This is a genomic window from Ruegeria sp. YTSC003 (assembly GCF_059609785.1).
Genome location: NZ_JBXWMK010000002.1, coordinates 99,561 through 119,285, shown reverse-complemented (window position 1 = coordinate 119,285; position 19,725 = coordinate 99,561). Strand labels below are relative to the sequence as shown.

The window sequence follows — 19,725 nt, the reverse complement described above, 5'->3', positions numbered from 1 at the left end:
TGATTTAATCGCTCGGAGGCTGTTTGGAAACAGCCTTTTTCAGCGCCTCAACGTCACGCGCCAATCGCGGCAGCCGGCGCTGTGCTTTGTAAATGTCTGTATGCGTTTCCATTTTGACGGCCGGATAGCCCATAACCACACGCCCTTTGGGAACGTTGGACAGGATTTTTGTGCCCCCGCCTGCAATCACACCATCGCCGATAAAGATATTGTCCGACACTCCGGTCTGTCCGCCCAAAACAACGTTGTTTCCAATTTCAACCGATCCGGACACACCGGATTGTCCGCATAACAGGCAATCCTGCCCAACACGTGTGTTGTGACCAATATGAACCTGGTTATCGAGCTTTGAGCCATCGCCGATGCGGGTGTTCCTGATGGTTCCATTGTCAATGGTGCAATTCGCACCGACTTCGACATCATCGCCGATCTCAACGGCACCCAAAGAATGAATACGGAGCCAGCTTTGCGCCCGGGCTTCACCCTGATCGCCCATGGATTTGCGGGCGTTTTCCACGCCTGACACCTCGGGCGTCACAAAGCTGAAACCGTCACTGCCGATCCTAGCGCCGGGTTGCGCAATGAAACGATCACCGATCTGAGCCCTTGCTCCGATACTCACCATCTCGCGCAGAAATGCGTCGTCGCCCAAAACGGCATCCAGACCGATCACGCAATGCGGACCGATGACCGCATTCTTACCGATACGCGCACCGGCACCAACAACCGCCAAAGGACCAATCGAGGCACCCTCGCCTATCTCCGCCGTTGGGTCGATTACGGCAGAGGGGTGAATGCCCGGCTGAACTCCTTGCCCGCGATCCAGCATTGCCGTGATACCCGCCATCGCCATGCGTGGACGCGGCACAAAAATCGCGGCCTCCAGCCCCAGAGCCTGCCAATCCGCACCTTCCCACAAAACCGCGGCGCGGGCGGCACCCGTGCTAAGCGCGTCCGCGTATTTCGGCGACATCGCCATTGCCAGGTCAGACGGCCCGGCATCGATCGGTTCTGCGGCGCGCGCTATAACAAGGCCAAGATCACCCTGACAGTCCGCGCCCAAGGCTTCGGCGATTTGCTGAATAGTGTACTGCATGACGGGCTTCCCGAATTAAGGACCTGCCCCCGGTGATTACCCCTGAACGTCCGGCAGGGCTACCCCTGCTTTCTGCAGAGCGTCCCAGATTTTTCGGTCCCGGTCATAGACATCGCGGCGGTACTGAACCTCACCTTTCGGACCGACATAGGCGGTGCGATAGATCAGGTGAACCGGAACATGCTGTTCCAGCGGGACAGTCGTTTCCTTGCCGGACGCCAATATACGGTGGAAAAACGACTTTGGGTCCTCTTCCTGCTTGGCCAAAAGCGCATAGGCAAACTCAAAAGGTTGCGCCAAACGGATACACCCGTGCGAGAACGCCCGCGTCTCACGTGCAAACAGAGATTTCTGAGGCGTATCATGCAGATAGATGTTGTACTTATTGGGGAACATGAACTTCACCAACCCAAGCGCGTTGCTTTTGCTCGGGGGTTGACGCATAGCAAACGGGAAGTTTCTGGTGTTGAACTGGGAGAAATCAACCGCGCCCCGATTAACCAGACGACCGCTGCGATCTGTGATCTGGATGTGACCTACGGCGTTTGGATTTGACTGCAATTTTGGCAGATATTCCTTGGTGATGATCGAGCGCGGTACATACCAACTGGGGTTGATGACCATATGCTCCATCTCGTCCGAAAACTCCGGGCTACGACGGTCATGCACGTTCTTGCCGATCACGGCGCGGGTTTCAAAGGTAACCCGGCCATCGTCCACGATCTTGGCCGAAAAGTCGGCTTGGTTGACCAGAATGTGCCGCTCACCCCGTTCCCGCGGCAACCAGCGTTCTCGTTCCAGTGCAACATACACGGCCTTCAAACGCTCCGACGCCGTGCGGTTAAGTTCGGTGATCGTGCCCTCTCCGGCGACACCATCGGTGGCCAGACCGTGCGCCTGCTGGAAGTCTTTGACAGCACCCAGCATTGCCTCATCGAATTCGGGGCTTGCGGTCGGACTTAGATACCCCATTGTGATCAGACGGTTACGCAGCTTAACTACATTAGGTCCGGTATCGCCATACTCCAACTTACCCACGGGCACACCGGCACCCCAACCGCCTTGGTTGACCAAAGCTTCCAGCGCGATTTTCTGTTTCATCAATGCGCGGTACTGGGTGGACTGCGGCGCGAGTTGATCGAAATACCCGTCACCTTCCGCAGTCAGCAGGCCCTGCAAATGGTCATTGACTGACCGACGCGACACCTTGCGGACCAGCCCATCGTCGATCTGCGCAGGACGCAATGTGCCCGAAAACAGATCACTTGCGTAGCTGACAAACGCCTTGCTCAGTTCAATTTCAACCGCACCCAAGTCCCGCAGCGATCTGGCGTCCTGCATCTTTGAAACAATCGACTGAACGTCATAAGCCCCTTCTGGCAAACCATGCAAGTTCGTAGTCGACAAAGCCTTGATCAACCGCGCCCTACGCGCCTCGTGCTCGGGCGTGTCTCCGACCCAGATTGGCGCAAACGCGTTGGTACGATAGAACTCTGCCAGGCCCGAACCTGCAGGCGCAAACTCGGCAACAGCCATTTGAAATGCCGTTCCGGGTGCCGACTGGGCACTTGCCACAGAGGCTGACGCCGTAATGCAAGCGGCGAAGATAAGATTTTTAGGCAACTGAAAAAGTGCTCGCATGGGATGACCTTGATTATTCAATACTTTGCGCGTTCTGAGGCGCGTTCCGAACGAATATGGTTTTCAGCTGGACGTTTTGTCCATTCACAAATACATCAATCCAAAGCATCCATCCGAGCCTGATGCGCGTTTGCATCGGCTATGTTGCGCGAACGCCTAATTGCCTCAATAGTATACCGATTTGCATCACCTGCGCAAAAATTCGCCGAAAATTCCCCCTTGAAAAGATGAATGTGAAAGATTTCTTGGCTGGCTTTTCGGACTGTGTCATAAATCCCGCATCTGGGATGGGAAAAAATTAAGATCGCGCGCGTAACATCGTGTGCAGGCAGGAACAGTACGGGACGAAACGAAATGACCACGAGCAGTACATCGGGTTTGACCCGGCGTGCCCTATTGGGCGCATTCGCTGCAACAGCAGTTGTAGCAGCACCGACTTATTCCAATGCAGCAGGTTTTTTGCGCGGTGGCGGCGATATCCGTCGTATCCGAATGTATTCGGGCCGCACGGGCGAACGGATCGATATGATCTATTGGGTCGACGGCAAATACATCAAGGACGCCGTCAAAGAAGTGAACCACTTCATGCGCGACTGGCGCACTGACCAGGCCAAGTCTATGGATCTGCGCACCATCGATATCATGGCAGCCTCTCACAATCTTCTGGACGTGAATGAGCCCTACACTCTTTTGTCCGGCTACCGCTCCCCCCAAACCAATGCAATGCTGCGGTCTCGTTCGCGCCGTGTGGCCAAGAACTCGCTGCACATGAAAGGTCAGGCTGCTGACTTGCGCCTTTCGTCTCGTTCTGTGTCCCAGATGGCCAAAGCAGCCATGTCTTGCCGCGCTGGTGGTGTTGGCAAGTACCACCGCTCGAACTTCGTCCATATGGATTGCGGCGAGGTTCGCAGCTGGGGCGGCTAAAAGACACCCAAACTGTTTCTCAACGACGAGCGCCCTTGGGCGCTCTTTGTTTTTTGGACGACCTGCGCACATGTTTTGCCCGGATACGGGATTGCCAATTGCCGCGCTTACAAGTCCGGAATTGGCGGCCAAAAAAGTATTTTCACGAACTTGGAAACATCCTTCTTTGGTGAGCCACCATTCGTGTCTCACCGACAAGTTCATAACATGATGAAAAATATCGCGACTTTATGAAGAGATTTTTTTCGAGAAAGGAGTCATATTGCGGCGTTAGAGGAAAGATTAAAGATTTCGATTGTCACCAAAGTCATAGCTTTGTTCCTGCTGGTTGCCGCGCTTTATCTTGCGTACTACGCTGGTTCGTTTCAGCAAGAACTCAAGGATACTGATAAACCGCCGCCGGTGGTTTTGTTTTCCATTGTAGTGGCCCTTGCCGCCTATCTGCTTTTGGTTCTGGTATAACTGCCCCGTCTGGTATTGGGGTGCACGCGCGGCTTCGTTCCGCGGAAGGGCGCCAGCGCTTGTGGGTTTCTGGATGCCGCTGCCTCAGCGCACTTTCTCGACCTATTTGTGACGAATGGCAGTACGCCCGCTATTGCGGCTCAGCTTACTGCAGTGCCATCATTTCGGATCGCGCAGCAGGTCCGCGTTGCTCGCCGCCCAGTCATGCATCGCCTGCAGCAGCGGTATCAAACTTTGCCCTAAAGGCGTCAGGCTGTATTCCACATGGGGCGGGATGGTTTTGAAGTCTTTGCGTGAAACAAAGCCCGCTTCTTGCAACTCACTTAGCTGGCGGGTCAGTGTCCGGTGCGTTATGCTGCCAAGGTTTCGCTGAAGCTGATTGAACCGCGAGGTTTCCTGCGCCAGCCAATAGACAATCAAAAGTTTCCACTTACCCGAAATCGCTTCGATCAACGGCTCGATAAGGCAATTCTCTTTCGATTCGAGAGTTGTCATGACAGTATCCTAAATGACCGTACTTGTCGTTTTGATAACGTATTTCTAACTACTGCCCGGAACACCCAAATGCAATGAGGATTGGGATGAGCAAGAAGAAGGTAGTGATTGTTGGTGGCGGATATGTCGGCTTTGAAGTTGCCAAAGAATTGGATGCGCATGCCGATGTCACACTGATTGAGCAACGCGAAGCTTTTGTGCAGCCGCCGGCAACAATCCGGGCGCTCTTGGATCCTGCTTTGCTGGATCAGATCGTTCTGCCGTATGATCGCCTGCTAAAGACCGGGCGGGTCGTGCGTGGCCGCGCTGTATCGGTGTCTCAAACCGAAGTGACCCTGGAAGATGGCAATGTCCATCCCGCTGATTTCATCGTCGTGGCCACAGGTTCGTCCTATGCGGCACCGTTCAAACCATCGGGCGACAGCATCGATGATTTTCGTCGGGCCAGCGCGGATGTCAGCGCGCAATTGGCAGCCGCGAAATCGGTGGCAATCGTCGGGGCTGGTGCTGTTGGCACAGAACTGGCGGGGGAAATTGCTGCGGCACGACCGGACAAGGACATCACTTTGATTTCGTCGGACGACACCCTTTTCCCGATGTATCCCGCTAAGTTTGGCAACCAGATCAAACGCAAACTTGAACGCGCCGGTGTATCTGTCGTGCTTGGTCAAAGGGCCGAGGATCTACAGCGTATGGATATGCCTTACGCGGGATCAGTGAAACTGACCGATGGCCGGGTTGTCTCGGCTGATCTGGTGTTTCCGGTCGTCGGATCAAAACCAAATTCGACCTTGATTCAGACTTTGCCTGGCGTGAATGCTCTACCATCCGGTCGGGTCAAGACCGACAAATGGATGCGCCCGTCGGGTTTTCCGAATGTCTTCATCGCGGGCGACATCGCCGACATTGGTGACGGTATGACGATTGTCGCGATCACCAGACAAAACCCATGGTTGATCAAGACATTGAAACAGGTGTTGAAGGGACAGGCGGTCGAAGATCAAAAGCCCTATGCGCCTTGGAAGAAGGCACCAATCCTCGTTCCGCTGGGACCTCATGTCGGCAATAGTTGGCTCTTTGCGACGGTTGGCGATTGGATCACCCGCAAGATGAAGGGAAAAGAGCTTTTTATCCCAAAGTATCGCAAGGCATTCGGTCTTTCACGATAGCGGCAGTTCTGAGCTGGTGCATTTCACGGCCCGATCAATTGAATGCCGAAGCGAAAGCGGGCTTAAGAGGGCAAAATCATCACCCAGCTAGCCGTAAGCCATTAATAGTAATGGCGCACCTGAGAGGATTCGAACCTCTGGCCTCTGCCTTCGGAGGGCAGCGCTCTATCCAGCTGAGCTACAGGTGCCTTGGCCGTTAGCTAACCTTGTTCCGATCCGGGTGCAACTGCAAATCTTTCCGGATCGGCCAGGTTTCACGCAAACAAATCATGTGCCAATTCCAGCGCGTCGATCAGTATGTCGACCTCGTCCGTGGTGTTGTACAGACCAAAGCTTGCGCGGCAAGTCGCCGTGACACCGTAGAAATCCATGAGCGGACCAGCGCAGTGGTGCCCGGCACGAACAGCCACGCCTTTCTTGTCCAGAATGGTCGAGACATCATGTGCGTGCCCGGCCCCGTCCATCGTAAAGCTGAAGATCGCGGCCTTGTCCGGGCGTGTGCCCTGAACCTGCAACCAATTCAGACCGGTCAGTTTCTGCATAGCATAGTCGCGCAACCTGGCCTCATGAGCGGCGATATTTTCCATCCCCAGATCCATCATGTAATCCAGCGCAACACCCAGACCGATGGTTTGGACAATACCGGGCGTTCCGGCCTCAAACTTCATTGGCGGGTCGTTGTAGATCACCTGGTCCTTGCTGACCTCTTTGATCATGTCGCCGCCACCGATAAAGGGGCGCATCTCGGCCATGCGTTCGGATTTTATGTAAATCGCACCCGACCCCGAAGGGCCATAAAGCTTGTGGCCAGTAATTGCATAGAAATCGCATCCGATATCAGCGACATTGACAGGCATGTGCACGGCACCCTGGCTGCCATCGACCAACACCGGTACGCCTTTTGCGTGCGCGCCTTCTGTGATCGCTTTGACATCGACCACCGTGCCCAACACGTTCGAACATTGGGTCACTGCAACCAGCTTGGTCTTGGGACCGATCGCGTCGATCACGGCCTGCGGGTCAAGGCCACCGTCAGCGTCCACGTCGACCCATTTCAGGACGACGCCCTGACGTTCGCGCAGGAAATGCCAGGGAACGATATTGGCGTGGTGTTCCATCACGCTCAGCACGATCTCATCCCCGGCCTGCATGCGCGGCATGGCCCAGCCATAGGCGACCAGATTGATGCCTTCGGTCGTGCCTGAGTTCAAGACAATTTCATCCTCGTCCGCCGCGCCCAGAAAACGGGCGATGGTTCCGCGAACGGATTCGTATTTTTCGGTCGCCAGATTGGACAGGTAATGCAGGCCGCGGTGAACATTCGCGTATTCTTCGGAATATGCCCGTGTCACCGCATCAATCACGACCTGCGGTTTCTGCGCCGATGCGCCATTGTCCAGATAGGTCAACGGCTTGCCGTTCACTTCCCGAGACAGGATTGGAAAGTCTGAGCGGATTTTCTGCACGTCATACATGGTCTTTTATTCCCTATACGGGGCCGCCGGGCGTTAATGCGAGGACAAAGGGCACTGCAATCAAGGCAGATAACACGATGACCCCGAAGGATTTAGCAAGCGAACCGAACTGATGCGCTTCATTCAGAAAATGGAGCGTGACGTAAAGGCTGATAATCGCCGTGGCCAGCAAAAACATAAGCATCAAAAACGGCAGCACGATGGTGATGACCAGCGTGATCACCATCGCAGCGATCTGAAGGTATTGCAGCCAGATCGTCAGCGTCAGAATGTCATCGAATGTTGCACGGCCACCCAGTAACCGCCCCACGAACAGGAATGCCCCGACGCTGAGCAACATGGCGCCCGCAGATCGGACCAGACCCAGGAACACAGGCGTAGGTGGGGGTACGGATTCACCACTGGGGACGGGAATCAAGTGATCAATACCCAGTTGCACAAGGCCATTCAGCACCACAGCCAAAAAGAAAGCCAGCCATAGGAATTCACGCCCAGGCCGCATGTCCAAAAGGCGTCGGGCCGCTTGGGCGGGGTGTGTCAGGGTCAAGATCGCAAGATCGACAAAGCCAGTGGGATTCATTCTTGCCGCCTTTGCGCTTGACTGAGACCTGCCAGCCAGAACCACAGGAAAACTGCGAACCAGACGATCCCGACGAGTGTCAGGGCCGGGCCAGATCCTATGAAACCACCGACCAAACCATTCAACAAAACCAGAGGTGTTGAGGACAATAGCGCCCAGAACAGAGCCAATCTAGCGCCATAGGACGTCCCCTGACCGCCGACCAATCGGGCCGCGCCGTATGAGACAAATGCCAGCAGGTAGAAAAACAGAGGCAGAATAATGACGGTGCCCATCAAGGCACCGCCCATCAACATATCCAGTTCAAGCCCTTCGATATGCGCGCGTCGCGCAAGGCTGGGCAATTGCGCGATGAATGCCACGACGCAGAACGCCATGACAAACATCAACGCCCTGTCCTCGCGCGGGCCAAGGTCAAGAAGCCGCCGCACGACACGACCCGGCCCCCGATAAGTGGCCACGATATCCGAGGTCAAAGGCATCAGATGTGTCGCGACAGCCAGCCTTCAAGGCGGTTCACGATGGCCTCTGCCAATGCCTCATCTTCGATCTCATCGACGGCTTCGGCCAAAAATGCCAGTGTCAGCATATTGGTGGCGTCCTTAACCGAAACCCCACGCGAACGCAGGTAGAACAGCGCCGTCTCATCAATCGCACCCGAGGTCGAGCCATGTGAACACGCAACATCATCGGCATAGATCTCAAGTTCGGGCTTGGCGAGGAACTGGCTGTCATCATCCAGCAGCAAGGACTGGCTGATCTGATATCCATCAGTCTTCTGTGCGCCTTCTTTGACCAGGATCTTACCCTGGAACACGCCGGTCGCGCCGTTGCGCAGAACTTTCTTAAAGACCTGGCGGCTTTCGCAGTTCACTGCGTCATGGGTAACGAAAACCGTGTCGTCATGGTGAAAATCACCATCACCTACGCAGGCGCCTGCCACATGAGCAATAGCGTCGTCGCCGGTCAGTTCGATCACCTGTTCGTTACGTGTCAAAACTCCATTCACTGTCAGCGTGAAGGATTTAAAGACAGATTTCTGTCCCAGCCGCGTGAACATGTGTGTCGCGGCGCGACGTTCATGGTCCCTGCCCTGCGCGCGCACGTGATGCAATGTACCGCCATCGGCGATGTCGATCTCGATGCATTTGTTGAACCGCGACGCCGCAGGACCGTTTTCCAGAACCGTCACTTCAGCGCCGCTTTCGACACGGATGATGTGATGCAGCATGGCGTCCGAGGTCTCGGATGCATGGCGATAGATCAGGCTGATCGGCTTGGTCGGTTTGCCGGTGACGTGGATCGCAACGCCATCTGCGGCAAAGGCGGTATTCAAAGCAGCCAACGGCCGCTGAACCGGGGATTGCCCGCGCGATTCCAGAACGCCGTACAACTCTTTGGCCCAGTGAATATCCTTACAGCAGATATCTTCGATCCGGTCGATATTGACACCTTCCAGTTCCAGATCATCCGAGTCTTCAGCGCTGAACACACCGTCGATGAACACGATCTTCAACCGGTCGAGATTGCCAAACAGCAGCGGTTCGTCCGAGTGGAACAAAGCGGCATGCGGCTGTTCGGCCGAAATCAGCGTGTCGGGGCGCGTGTACTTCCAATATTCGTCGCGCCGACCCGGCAGACCCATTTCCAACACACGAGCCAGCGCGTCCTCGCGTGCGGCACGGGTGCACCCGGCATCGGGCATGGTCAGCGTGGCCAGCCGTGCCTCGGTCGCGGTTTGCTTTACTTCGGGCAAAGCCATCAGTTCACCTCGGCCAGGATGTCGGCATAACCGTTGTTTTCAACTTCCAATGCCAGTTCGGGACCGCCGGTTTTAACGATTCGACCGTCTGCCATTATGTGCACGACATCGGGTTTGATGTGGTCCAACAGGCGCTGATAGTGGGTGATGACCAGGAAACCACGGCCTTCATCACGCAACGCGTTCACGCCTTCGGCCACCAGTTTCATCGCATCGACGTCCAGACCCGAATCCGTTTCGTCAAGAATGCACATCTTGGGTTCCAGCATCGCCATCTGCAGGATTTCGTTACGCTTCTTCTCACCACCCGAGAAGCCGACGTTCACAGGGCGCTTCAGCATATCCGCGTCGATTTTCAGCGATTTCGCCTTGGCCCGAACTTCCTTCAGGAAATCAGCAGCTGACAATTCGTCTTCGCCGCGCGCCTTGCGCTGAGCGTTCACGGCCGTGCGCAGGAAGGTCATGTTACCAACGCCCGGGATTTCCACAGGGTACTGGAATGCCAAAAAGATACCCGCCGCAGCGCGCTCTTCCGGCTCCATCTCCAAAAGGTCCTCACCTTCCAGCGTGGCAGAGCCTTCGGTCACTTCGTACCCATCGCGGCCCGACAGCACATAGCTGAGTGTCGACTTGCCCGAGCCGTTCGGCCCCATGATCGCATGCACCTTTCCGGCCTCGACGGTCAGGTCGACACCTTTAAGGATTTGCTTTTCTTCTTCCTCAAGTTTCACGTGCAGGTTTTTGATTTCCAGCATTTTTTGTCCTTTTGCGTACCGCAAGGGGCCATCCGGCCCCGATATGTTCTGAATTCAGAGAAATGCGGGGTTAACCCACTGATCCTTCAAGGCTGATGGCCACCAGCTGCTGCGCTTCCATGGCAAACTCCATCGGCAACGCCTGCAGGACGTCCTTGCAGAACCCGTTGACGACCAGGGCCACGGCCTCTTCCTCGTCCATGCCGCGCTGACGGCAGTAGAACAGTTGATCGTCATCCACTTTGGATGTCGTCGCCTCATGCTCCACGCGCGATGAATTGTTGCGAACCTCGATATACGGCACCGTGTGAGCCCCGCATTTATCACCGATCAGCAAGCTGTCGCACTGGGTATAGTTGCGGCTGTCCTTCGCCTTCGGGTGCATCGAAACCAGACCACGATAGGTGTTCTGCGCTTTACCCGCGCTGATCCCTTTGGACACGATGCGCGACTTGGTGTTCTTGCCCAGATGCACCATTTTGGTGCCGGTATCAGCTTGCTGCATGTTGTTGGTAATGGCGATCGAGTAAAACTCACCCTGGCTTTCATCACCGCGCAGGATGCAGGACGGGTACTTCCAGGTCACGGCGGATCCGGTTTCCACTTGGGTCCACATCACCTTGGACCGGTCACCCCGGCAATCGGCGCGCTTGGTCACGAAGTTATAGATACCGCCTTTGCCGTTTTCATCCCCGGGGAACCAGTTTTGAACGGTCGAGTATTTCACCTCGGCATCTTCTTCGATGATGATCTCAACAACGGCGGCGTGCAGCTGAGCTGTATCGCGCTGCGGTGCGGTGCAGCCTTCCAGATACGAAACGTAAGAACCTTTGTCCGCGATAATCAGCGTGCGTTCAAACTGACCCGTATTTTCCGCGTTGATGCGGAAATAGGTGCTCAGCTCCATCGGGCAGCGTACACCTGGCGGGATGTAGACAAACGAGCCATCCGAGAACACGGCCGAGTTCAGCGTGGCGTAAAAGTTGTCCGAGACGGGGACCACTGTGCCAAGGTATTTTTTGACCAGTTCAGGGTGTTCCCTGATCGCCTCTGAGATCGAACAGAAGATCACACCGTGTTTGGCCAGTTCGTCCTGAAAGGTCGTGCCAACCGAAACCGAGTCGAACACCGCATCCACGGCCACCTTGCGACCTTCGGCAGGCATATCCTCGGCGCCTTCGACGCCGGCCAGAATCATCTGCTCTTTCAGAGGGATACCAAGCTTTTCGTATGTTGCCAGAAGCTTGGGATCGACCTCATCCAGCGATTTGGGCTTTTCCTCCATCGACTTGGGGCGGGCATAGTAATATTGGTCCTGAAAGTCGATCTTGGGATAGTGGACCATAGCCCAGTTCGGCTCATCCATCTTGGTCCAGCGTTCGAAGGCCGCCAGACGCCATTCGGTCATCCATTCGGGCTCTTCATTCTTTTCCGAGATCAGCCGGACGATATCCGGGTTCACGCCCTTGGGCGCGTACTCCATCTCGATATCGGTATCCCAACCGTATTTGTAGGTACTGACCTCGCGTACCGCATCCACGGTTTCCTGATCGACACCCTCTTTTACCTGGGTCTGGTCCAAAGCGGCCATATGACACCTCCGTCAGATCACGCAGCGCGCGCGCGATGCTTCTTTTCTTTTTCAAGCCACGTTTCGGCGAAACGCAGCACATCTTCTTCAGTGGTCAAAGGTCCCAGAGACACGCGGATCGCGCTTGCTGCTGTGACCTCATCAAAACCCATCGCGGTCAGCACCGCGCTTGCCCGGACCTTGCCGCCGGAACAGGCAGAACCTGCACTGATAGCGAAGCCTGCCAGATCCATCTGCATGACCTGCGTTTCGCCCTTCCAGCCGGGGGTTGCGAAACACGAGGTATTCGGAAGGCGGTCCTGACCTTTCCCGACAAAAATAGTAGATTTAGAACCAGCCTCAAGGGCATTTTCTAGAATATTTCTAAATTCACGAACCTGTTCCCAGATACCATTTGAAATATCCCGCGCCGCAGCTTCAGCTGCCGCCCCGAACCCCGCGATTCCAATGACATTTTCGGTACCTGACCGACGACCCATCTCTTGCCCACCGCCTTTGATCATTGCAGGCAGTTCGGTGCCACGTTTCATCACCACCGCGCCAATCCCTTTCGGGCCGCCCAGCTTGTGGGCCGAAATCAGCGCCATCTGGACGCCCAGCCAGTTAAAGGCCACCGGCAACTTGCCAAAGGCCTGTGTCGCATCCGTCACGGCCAATCCGTTTGGCAAAGATTGGACAATCCCCGTCTCGGAATTCGCCAATTGCAGGGTCGACTGCTCGGGGTTTGACACATCCACCTGACCGGATTGCGACGTGAGCAAGTCTTCGTTGATCCATGATCTGATCGCGTCATGCTCAATCGCGGACCCGTGCAAATCACGATTGCCCAATGTCAGCGCGGCCCCTTCGGTCGAACCTGATGTAAATACAACGTCTGCCCCATCCGCACCAAATGCGGCTGCAACCTGCGCCCTTGCCCGTTCGATCAGAGCCTTGGCCGCGCGGCCTTCGGCGTGAACGGATGAGGGGTTCCCGCACAAATCCATCGCTGCCACCATGGCCTCACGCGCCTCGGGGCGCAGCGGTGTTGTTGCGTTATGATCCAGATAAATACGATTCATGGATACATCTTTTCGTCGTCGCAAAGCGGGGAAGAAACCCAAGAGGCAAACAGCATTAGATTACTCATCAACGATGGAAAACAGACTGGGAACTGCCGGGCACGGTGCCAGATCGTTCTTGATTACATCTGACAAGCACGTCTGGTGCAAAAAGACGTAGACGTGCGCACTAAGACCTTCCCAAAGACGGTTGGTCAATGACTGCGCCCGGCTGCCCGAGGATGCCCCAGATGCACCAGCACCTTTTTGCAGCGCGTCCACGGTTTCATCCACCGCCGCCAGAACTTCGACCACCCGAATCTCGGAAGCAGGCCGCGCCAAACGATACCCGCCGCCCGGTCCACGTACGGACGAAACCAGTTCGGCCCGGCGCAATTTGACGAAAAGCTGTTCAAGATAAGGAAGCGAGACATCCTGACGTTCGGAAATTTCGCTAAGCGTCACCAAGCGGTCCGAGGGCTGTAGAGCAATATCAGCCAGTGCAACCATCGCGTAACGACCCTTTGTCGAAAGCTTCATTGTCTTTCCCTCGTGGCAGGTTATTAGCGAAAACATTGACGCCGCCGCCGCCAGTGCGTATCTCCGACAGGCAGCGCCTTGCGCAAAGCATCATAATTAGAACCGTTCTAAAGTGCCTTACGATTACCGTCAAGTATATCATGGCATCAGGAAGAAAAAGACAGGACCAAAGCACACATGCCCGAGGTGATTTTTCCCGGACCCGAAGGCCGCCTGGAAGGCCGCTACCACCCGCAAAAGGAAAAAGACGCACCGATTGCCATCGTGCTGCACCCGCATCCACAATTCGGCGGGACCATGAACAACAAGGTGGTCTATAATCTGCACTATGCGTTTTACAACATGGGCTTTACCGTGTTGCGCTTTAACTTCCGCGGCGTGGGCCGCAGCCAAGGCGAATACGATCAGGGCATCGGTGAGCTGAGCGATGCAGCGTCAGCGCTGGACTATCTGCAGTCGATGAACAACAACTCCAAGCACTGCTGGGTTGCCGGTTTCTCGTTTGGTGCCTGGATCGGAATGCAGCTGCTGATGCGCCGCCCCGAAATTACGGGCTTTATCAGCGTGTCGCCCCCAGCCAACATGTATGACTTCTCGTTCCTGGCGCCCTGCCCGTCCTCTGGCCTGATCATCAACGGCTCTTCCGACCGTGTGGCCCCGCCCGCCGACACAACGTCGCTGGTCAACAAGCTGCACGAACAAAAGGGCATCACCATCACCCATAACGAGGTTGAGGGTGCTGATCACTTCTTCCAGGACCGTCACATGGACACGCTGATCACCGATGTCAGTGACTATGTGAAGCGTCGCCTGACCGAGAACACGCGCTAATGTCGAATACCATCACAACACTTGCGGCCAAACTGGCCGAGGACACAATGAAGGTGATGGACGAAACCGGCAATGATCGTTTCTTTGTCGAGGTGGGAGAGCTTTTGGGCGCCTCCTCCCAGACCTTGGAAGAGGCCTTTTTGACCGAAATGCGTGTACGCATTGCTGAACGCAAAGCGCGCAAGTTTGTCATCGACGCACTGACCAAACATCGATCCCAGGTGAAAGCGATTGAAAAGAAATGACTGAAAGACTGTCCGCGCAACTTGAATTCCTGAAACGCGCGGACAGGCTGAAGTCGGTCGATCGCGCCAATGCGCTCCTGGATCGGTCCCGCCCTGAAAACTCTGCAGAACACAGCTGGCACCTGGCCTTATGGGCATTGACGATGGAGCCGCTGGCGGGTGACGACGTTAACATTAACCGCGTCATACGCATGCTGCTGTTGCACGATCTGGTCGAGATCATCGTCGGCGATCACCCCATTCACCTGGAAACCGATTGGAACGCCGTGGAACGCGCCGAGCGCGCGGCGGCGGACGAGTTGTTTAGTCTCTTGCCGGACGATCAGACGTCTGCGTTTCAAGCCCTGTGGGAAGAGTTCGAGGCCGACACGACGCCGGACGCGAAATTCGCCAAATATCTGGACCGATGCCAACCGCTGTTTCAAGTCCTATGCGCGCCAACCCCCAACCCGGATCATGTTGAAGTAGCGCGGGAAAACCTCAGCAGTGGTCGCGCCGCGTATTTGGCACGGGAATTCCCCCAAGCACACGCTCTGGCCAGCGCCCTGCTGCACGCGCAGTCAACGCCTGAAACTGCGTTTTCTGAACGGCTGGCTTTTCTGACTGAGGCAGACCGCCTGAAGTCCGTTTACCGCGCCTCACGCCTGTTGTCTGATGATCGGTTTGAAAACTCGGCCGAACATTCCTGGCACATCATGCTGTTTGCTTGGGTGTTGTCGGAATACGCGCAGTCCGATGTGTCGCTTGACCGTGTCCTGAAAATGCTACTGCTGCATGACATCGTCGAAATCGATGCCGGAGATCACCCCATCCACGGCCAAGTCGACCACGCCGCGCAAGAAGCCGAAGAACGGGCCGCAGCCGACAGGTTGTTCGGGTTGTTGCCCGAGGCACCGCAGCACGCCTTCCGGACGCTATGGGAGGAGTTCGAGGCGGCCGAGACGCCAGACGCGCGATTTGCCAAGGCGATCGATCGGTTTCAAACCCCGGTCGGAAACCTTGAAACGGGTGGAGGATCCTGGGTGGATTACAACGTGACCTTTGCCCAGATCGAACGCCGTGTGGGAACGCCGATCAATCGCGGCGCACCAGCGCTTTGGTCATGGTTGCGACCGCAACTGAGCACGTATTTTTCAGAAAACACTGTCGGTTGAGCTAATAGAAAAAGGGGCACAAAGGCCCCTTTTCCAATCGTTCCGGCAGGCACTTAAACCTTAAAACTTTCAAACCGCTCAACACCACTGGCTGCGTTTATGTCGACGGACCCCCCGCCCGCAAGCCACCCAAGCGCCACTATGAATGCCGAAGCAACGATCACGGATATCGCAAATTTCGTCATTGAAAACTCATAAAAGAAAACTAAAAACCACCCATTTCATATCAGAATTTTTCTCTTTGAAATAGTATGGTTATCCTGACCTCTTCGGTGGGCAACGCCGGTGCTTCCGGCACCGAACTTTTCCCGATATCCATTCAAATTCCCCTTGTCGGGAATTGGGAATTTGTGGTCAACCTCCCCAACTGCAACTGAATCGAGACCTGCCGTGCCCAAAGCCTATCTCATCCTATTGCTGGCGGTTTTCGCCGAAACAATTGGCACAACGGCGCTGCAGGCCAGCCAGCAGTTCAGCCGGTTTTGGCCCTCTGTTTTGGTTGTCGTGGGTTACGGAGTTGCTTTTTACTTACTGGGCCTCACCCTGAAATTTATGCCGGTCGGCATCGTCTATGCCATCTGGTCCGGCTTGGGGATCGTTCTGATCGCCATCATCGGCTTCATTGTTTTTGGTCAGCGCCTGGACTGGCCTGCGGTGCTCGGTTTGGCGATGATATTGGCCGGAATCCTGATCATTCACCTGTTTTCCAGCACAGCGGGCCACTGACGACCGGTTAGGGCTGGCCTATTCAGTCAATCCGCGTTATGCGCGCGGCAACTTCCCGTTCAAAGGCTGACCTCTCATGGACCTGCGCAATATCGCAATCATCGCTCACGTGGACCACGGTAAAACGACCCTGGTGGATGAGCTGCTCAAACAATCCGGTGCGTTCCGGGAAAACCAGGCGGTGGCCGAACGCGCCATGGATAGCAATGATCTGGAGCGCGAACGCGGAATCACCATCCTTGCCAAAGCGACCTCGGTCGAATGGAAAGGCACCCGGGTCAACATCGTTGACACCCCCGGCCACGCCGATTTCGGTGGCGAGGTTGAGCGGATCCTCAGCATGGTCGACGGTGTTGTCCTGTTGGTGGACGCCGCCGAAGGCCCGATGCCGCAGACCAAATTCGTGACGTCCAAGGCGTTGGCGCTGGGCCTGCGTCCCATCGTGGTTCTGAACAAGGTAGACAAACCCGACGCTGAACCAGACCGCGCACTTGATGAATGCTTTGACCTGTTCGCCAACCTCGGCGCTGACGATGACCAGCTGGACTTTCCGTCCATGTATGCCTCGGGCCGCTCGGGCTGGGCGGATATGGAGCTGGACGGGCCACGCAAGGACCTGACCGCCCTGTTCGATCTGATCGTCGATCACGTCCCTGCCCCAAAGCAGGTCGAAAACAAAGAAGAACCCTTCCGCATGCTGGCCACGACGCTGGGCAGCGATCCGTTCATCGGTCGCATCCTGACCGGTCGTGTGGAAAGCGGCACTTTGAAAGCCGGCGACAACCTCAAGGCGCTGAGCCGCGATGGCACGCTGATCGAAAACTTCCGCGCCTCGAAAATTCTGGCGTTCCGCGGACTGGCCCAACAGCCAATCGATGTCGCCGAAGCCGGTGACATCGTCACCATTGCAGGCATGAGCAAGGCAACCGTGGCCGACTCGTTGGTTTCGCCCCAGGTTGACGAAGCCCTGCCCGCACAGCCCATCGACCCGCCGACCATCACCGTGACCTTCGGCATCAACGACTCGCCGCTCGCCGGTCGGGACGGCAAAAAAGTTCAGTCGCGTGTTATCCGCGACCGCCTAATGAAAGAGGCCGAGTCGAACGTCGCGATCCGCATTTCCGACACACCCGGCGGCGATGCCTTTGAGGTCGCTGGCCGTGGCGAATTGCAGATGGGCGTTCTGATCGAGAACATGCGCCGTGAAGGGTTTGAGCTCAGCATCTCGCGTCCACAGGTTCTGTTCCGCGAAGAAGATGGTCAGCGCATGGAGCCCATCGAAGAAGTCACCATTGACGTCGACGATGAATATTCAGGCTCGGTGATCGAAAAGATCACTGGCGCGCGCAAAGGTGAACTGGCCGAAATGCGCCCGGCCGGCGCGGGCAAGACCCGTATTATCGCGCATGTACCGTCGCGCGGATTGATCGGATATCACGGCGAGTTCCTGACCGACACACGCGGCACCGGTGTTCTGAACCGTGTGTTCCACGGCTGGGCGGCCCACAAAGGCCCGATCCCGGGTCGTCGTGCGGGGGTTCTGATCTCGATGGAAAACGGACAGGCCGTGGCTTATGCGCTGTGGAACCTGGAAGAGCGCGGCCGGATGTTCGTTGCCCCGCAAACCGACGTGTATCAGGGCATGGTCATCGGCGAACACTCACGCGATAACGACCTTGAGGTGAACCCGCTCAAAGGCAAGAAACTGACCAACGTGCGCGCCAGCGGTTCCGATGACGCCGTGCGCCTGACACCTCATATCCAGTATTCTCTGGAAGAGGCGATTGCCTATATCGATGATGACGAACTGGTTGAGGTCACTCCAAACGCCATTCGACTGCGCAAGCGTTATCTTGACCCGCACGAGCGGAAACGGATGGCAAGATCGGCCTGAACCGGTCTGTGACATTGTTTACATAATCTAAACAATGTGCCGTTCGTGGCAGAATTAATTCTAGAATTACCATCTAAATCAAAAGAAAGCCCGTCTTACTGACGGGCTTTTTCTTAAGTTTTTCATACAGTTTCACCAATAGGTTGCAAATCTACTGGGGTTTATCGCTGTTACTCGACCAACAATTGAGGCAAAGTACGGATGTATTTTTGTCCAAACTGTGGCACAATTACTTTGTTAATAGGTGTTGGTAATGAGTTTAAAGGAGTAGCGCTATGCGCGTAAGATCCCGATTATATTCGTTTGTATTTTTATCCGCGACATTCCCACTGATGGCAACAAGCGCGGCTCATGCAGCTGAAGTTTGCAAAGTCAAAACAGCCCGGCAATCTGTATCCACCGAAACGCTTTGTAGTTGCAAAGTCGTCGACAAGCGGATGCTGCGCTACATTCAGCGCCGGGCCGACTTTGAGGATATCTTGGCCCGCACATCGCAAGCCTGTCCTCTGTTCGCAGCGATTTTGACTGATATCCCGACGGCAACCGTTGCAAGGAACCGCACCAGCGACGGCGATGACAGAAGCTCTTCAAGTGGTAACAACGGTTCGTCCGAAAGCAGCGGCGGTGCCGGAGTATCCGGCACAAGTGGTGAATCCGGCGATGGTGGTGATGGCGGCAGCGGCAATGGCGGCGGAAACGGCGGCGGAAGCAATGGCGGCGGCAACGGTGGTAGCAACGACGGTGGCAACGGTGGCGGTAATTCCGGCAGCGGTGACGGCAACGGCGACAGCAATGGCGGCGAAAACTCCGGCAGCGGTGATGGCAATGGCGGTAGCAACGGCGGCGGTAACTCCGGCAGCGGCGACGGCAACGGCGGCAGTAATGGCGGCGGAAACTCCAGCAGCGGCGATGGTAACGGTGGCAGCAATGGCGGCGGTAACTCCGACAGCGGCAGCGGTAATGGCGGCAGCAATGACGGTGGAAACTCCAATAGCGGCGACGGCAATGGCGGCGGCAATGGCGACGGCAACGATGGCGGTGGCAGCGACGGAAGCGGTGGCGGTGCCGGTGGTGGCGGTGCCGATGGCAGCGGTGGCGGCGACGGCGGCGGTGGCAGCGACGGCAGCGGCGGTGGAGCCGGTGGCGGTGGCAGCGACGGAAGCGGCGGCGGTGCCGGTGGCGGCGGCGCCGATGGCAGCGGCGGCACACTCTGACGCGATCAACCGCAAAGCAGCCTGAAATTTTTGGCGACGCCTTGAAAAACGCCGAAAACGTCTCGACGTTCGGCCTGACAAACAAAGGGGCGACTATCGTGTCGCCCCTTTTGCCATGCATAGCCTGATAG

20 protein-coding genes and 1 tRNA gene are annotated in these 19,725 nt (G+C 56.2%); 9 read left to right on the top strand and 12 right to left on the bottom strand.

The genetic code is table 11. The features are described from left to right. Positions 1-4: 4 nt before the first annotated feature. Positions 5-1,096, bottom strand: a complete 1,092-nt coding sequence (gene lpxD / locus AC2FFH_RS04305) for a UDP-3-O-(3-hydroxymyristoyl)glucosamine N-acyltransferase (protein WP_496843818.1) — start codon at positions 1,094-1,096, stop codon at positions 5-7. A 36-nt stretch (positions 1,097-1,132) separates the two neighbouring features. Continuing rightward, positions 1,133-2,737, bottom strand: coding sequence for a L,D-transpeptidase family protein (locus tag AC2FFH_RS04300; RefSeq protein ID WP_496764842.1), 1,605 nt, complete (start codon positions 2,735-2,737; stop codon positions 1,133-1,135). Positions 2,738-3,091: 354 nt separating this feature from the next. Between AC2FFH_RS04300 and mepK the strand changes: the two genes are divergently transcribed. Next, positions 3,092-3,661 (top strand): peptidoglycan L,D-endopeptidase MepK, encoded by a 570-nt coding sequence (mepK, locus tag AC2FFH_RS04295; RefSeq protein ID WP_058271601.1) that lies wholly within the window; start codon positions 3,092-3,094, stop codon positions 3,659-3,661. Positions 3,662-3,976: 315 nt separating this feature from the next. Further along, positions 3,977-4,123, top strand: coding sequence for a hypothetical protein (locus AC2FFH_RS04290; RefSeq protein ID WP_496764840.1), 147 nt, complete (start codon positions 3,977-3,979; stop codon positions 4,121-4,123). Between the two features lie 159 nt (positions 4,124-4,282). Here the strand turns inward: AC2FFH_RS04290 and AC2FFH_RS04285 are convergent, their stop codons facing one another. Further along, on the bottom strand, positions 4,283-4,618 hold the full coding sequence (locus AC2FFH_RS04285) for a winged helix-turn-helix transcriptional regulator (RefSeq protein ID WP_058271907.1): 336 nt from the start codon (positions 4,616-4,618) through the stop codon (positions 4,283-4,285). A gap of 74 nt (positions 4,619-4,692) precedes the next feature. Here AC2FFH_RS04285 and AC2FFH_RS04280 point away from each other — a divergent pair, with 74 nt between their 5' ends. Then, positions 4,693-5,787, top strand: coding sequence for an NAD(P)/FAD-dependent oxidoreductase (locus AC2FFH_RS04280; RefSeq protein WP_496764838.1), 1,095 nt, complete (start codon positions 4,693-4,695; stop codon positions 5,785-5,787). Between the two features lie 111 nt (positions 5,788-5,898). Here AC2FFH_RS04280 and AC2FFH_RS04275 read toward each other — a convergent pair. From AC2FFH_RS04275 to iscR, 9 genes are all read right to left on the bottom strand, one after another. Further along, positions 5,899-5,975, bottom strand: a tRNA-Arg gene (locus AC2FFH_RS04275). A 66-nt stretch (positions 5,976-6,041) separates the two neighbouring features. Next, complete coding sequence (locus AC2FFH_RS04270) at positions 6,042-7,262, bottom strand: cysteine desulfurase (protein ID WP_496764836.1); 1,221 nt, start codon at positions 7,260-7,262, stop codon at positions 6,042-6,044. A gap of 13 nt (positions 7,263-7,275) precedes the next feature. Further along, entirely contained in the window at positions 7,276-7,842 is a 567-nt protein-coding gene (locus tag AC2FFH_RS04265; RefSeq protein ID WP_496764834.1) for a Yip1 family protein, read from the bottom strand. Next, the gene (locus AC2FFH_RS04260) at positions 7,839-8,324 is read right to left on the bottom strand and encodes a YIP1 family protein (protein ID WP_058271673.1); all 486 of its coding nucleotides are present in this window, start codon (positions 8,322-8,324) and stop codon (positions 7,839-7,841) included. The genes AC2FFH_RS04265 and AC2FFH_RS04260 overlap by 4 nt, the downstream gene beginning before the upstream one ends. Then, positions 8,324-9,604 carry a SufB/SufD family protein gene (locus tag AC2FFH_RS04255; RefSeq protein ID WP_496764832.1) on the bottom strand — a complete coding sequence of 427 codons (1,281 nt, stop codon included), beginning with the start codon at positions 9,602-9,604 and terminating at the stop codon, positions 8,324-8,326. The genes AC2FFH_RS04260 and AC2FFH_RS04255 overlap by 1 nt, the downstream gene beginning before the upstream one ends. Then, positions 9,604-10,359, bottom strand: a complete 756-nt coding sequence (sufC, locus tag AC2FFH_RS04250) for a Fe-S cluster assembly ATPase SufC (protein WP_113790584.1) — start codon at positions 10,357-10,359, stop codon at positions 9,604-9,606. Before sufC ends, AC2FFH_RS04255 begins: the two co-directional genes overlap by 1 nt. A 70-nt stretch (positions 10,360-10,429) precedes the next feature. Then, positions 10,430-11,950 (bottom strand): Fe-S cluster assembly protein SufB, encoded by a 1,521-nt coding sequence (gene sufB, locus AC2FFH_RS04245; RefSeq protein WP_058271676.1) that lies wholly within the window; start codon positions 11,948-11,950, stop codon positions 10,430-10,432. Between the two features lie 17 nt (positions 11,951-11,967). Continuing rightward, positions 11,968-13,011 (bottom strand): cysteine desulfurase family protein, encoded by a 1,044-nt coding sequence (locus AC2FFH_RS04240; protein ID WP_496843813.1) that lies wholly within the window; start codon positions 13,009-13,011, stop codon positions 11,968-11,970. A gap of 60 nt (positions 13,012-13,071) precedes the next feature. Beyond that, on the bottom strand, positions 13,072-13,530 hold the full coding sequence (iscR, locus tag AC2FFH_RS04235; protein ID WP_496843811.1) for a Fe-S cluster assembly transcriptional regulator IscR: 459 nt from the start codon (positions 13,528-13,530) through the stop codon (positions 13,072-13,074). A gap of 177 nt (positions 13,531-13,707) precedes the next feature. Between iscR and AC2FFH_RS04230 the strand changes: the two genes are divergently transcribed. The 6 genes from AC2FFH_RS04230 (at position 13,708) to AC2FFH_RS04205 (ending at position 19,594) form a co-directional block, all read left to right on the top strand. Continuing rightward, positions 13,708-14,361: an alpha/beta hydrolase gene (locus AC2FFH_RS04230; protein ID WP_058271679.1), complete on the top strand. Its 654-nt coding sequence runs from the start codon at positions 13,708-13,710 to the stop codon at positions 14,359-14,361. Beyond that, a complete protein-coding gene (locus AC2FFH_RS04225; RefSeq protein WP_058271680.1) occupies positions 14,361-14,606 on the top strand; it encodes a hypothetical protein in 246 nt (81 codons plus the stop codon). The genes AC2FFH_RS04230 and AC2FFH_RS04225 overlap by 1 nt, the downstream gene beginning before the upstream one ends. Next, positions 14,603-15,760 (top strand): HD domain-containing protein, encoded by a 1,158-nt coding sequence (locus AC2FFH_RS04220; RefSeq protein ID WP_496843809.1) that lies wholly within the window; start codon positions 14,603-14,605, stop codon positions 15,758-15,760. The genes AC2FFH_RS04225 and AC2FFH_RS04220 overlap by 4 nt, the downstream gene beginning before the upstream one ends. Positions 15,761-16,150: 390 nt before the next feature. Next, a complete protein-coding gene (locus tag AC2FFH_RS04215) occupies positions 16,151-16,486 on the top strand; it encodes a DMT family transporter (protein WP_282151243.1) in 336 nt (111 codons plus the stop codon). A gap of 76 nt (positions 16,487-16,562) precedes the next feature. Further along, positions 16,563-18,380 carry a translational GTPase TypA gene (typA, locus tag AC2FFH_RS04210; protein WP_496843807.1) on the top strand — a complete coding sequence of 606 codons (1,818 nt, stop codon included), beginning with the start codon at positions 16,563-16,565 and terminating at the stop codon, positions 18,378-18,380. A 437-nt stretch (positions 18,381-18,817) separates the two neighbouring features. Beyond that, a complete protein-coding gene (locus tag AC2FFH_RS04205; protein WP_496764822.1) occupies positions 18,818-19,594 on the top strand; it encodes a hypothetical protein in 777 nt (258 codons plus the stop codon). Positions 19,595-19,725: the final 131 nt, after the last annotated feature.

Bases quoted from the DNA above. Each gene is read 5' to 3' on its own strand.
- lpxD (WP_496843818.1), bottom strand. From the start codon at position 1,096: ATGCAGTACACTATTCAGCAAATCGCCGAAGCCTTGGGCGCGGACTGT.
- AC2FFH_RS04300 (WP_496764842.1), bottom strand. From the start codon at position 2,737: ATGCGAGCACTTTTTCAGTTGCCTAAAAATCTTATCTTCGCCGCTTGC.
- sufB (WP_058271676.1), bottom strand. From the start codon at position 11,950: ATGGCCGCTTTGGACCAGACCCAGGTAAAAGAGGGTGTCGATCAGGAA.
- typA (WP_496843807.1), top strand. From the start codon at position 16,563: ATGGACCTGCGCAATATCGCAATCATCGCTCACGTGGACCACGGTAAA.
- AC2FFH_RS04255 (WP_496764832.1), bottom strand. From the start codon at position 9,604: ATGGCTTTGCCCGAAGTAAAGCAAACCGCGACCGAGGCACGGCTGGCC.
- AC2FFH_RS04240 (WP_496843813.1), bottom strand. From the start codon at position 13,011: ATGAATCGTATTTATCTGGATCATAACGCAACAACACCGCTGCGCCCC.
- mepK (WP_058271601.1), top strand. From the start codon at position 3,092: ATGACCACGAGCAGTACATCGGGTTTGACCCGGCGTGCCCTATTGGGC.
- AC2FFH_RS04260 (WP_058271673.1), bottom strand. From the start codon at position 8,324: ATGCCTTTGACCTCGGATATCGTGGCCACTTATCGGGGGCCGGGTCGT.
- AC2FFH_RS04230 (WP_058271679.1), top strand. From the start codon at position 13,708: ATGCCCGAGGTGATTTTTCCCGGACCCGAAGGCCGCCTGGAAGGCCGC.
- AC2FFH_RS04280 (WP_496764838.1), top strand. From the start codon at position 4,693: ATGAGGATTGGGATGAGCAAGAAGAAGGTAGTGATTGTTGGTGGCGGA.
- AC2FFH_RS04220 (WP_496843809.1), top strand. From the start codon at position 14,603: ATGACTGAAAGACTGTCCGCGCAACTTGAATTCCTGAAACGCGCGGAC.
- AC2FFH_RS04205 (WP_496764822.1), top strand. From the start codon at position 18,818: ATGCTGCGCTACATTCAGCGCCGGGCCGACTTTGAGGATATCTTGGCC.
- AC2FFH_RS04265 (WP_496764834.1), bottom strand. From the start codon at position 7,842: ATGAATCCCACTGGCTTTGTCGATCTTGCGATCTTGACCCTGACACAC.
- AC2FFH_RS04285 (WP_058271907.1), bottom strand. From the start codon at position 4,618: ATGACAACTCTCGAATCGAAAGAGAATTGCCTTATCGAGCCGTTGATC.
- sufC (WP_113790584.1), bottom strand. From the start codon at position 10,359: ATGCTGGAAATCAAAAACCTGCACGTGAAACTTGAGGAAGAAGAAAAG.
- iscR (WP_496843811.1), bottom strand. From the start codon at position 13,530: ATGAAGCTTTCGACAAAGGGTCGTTACGCGATGGTTGCACTGGCTGAT.
- AC2FFH_RS04270 (WP_496764836.1), bottom strand. From the start codon at position 7,262: ATGTATGACGTGCAGAAAATCCGCTCAGACTTTCCAATCCTGTCTCGG.
- AC2FFH_RS04225 (WP_058271680.1), top strand. From the start codon at position 14,361: ATGTCGAATACCATCACAACACTTGCGGCCAAACTGGCCGAGGACACA.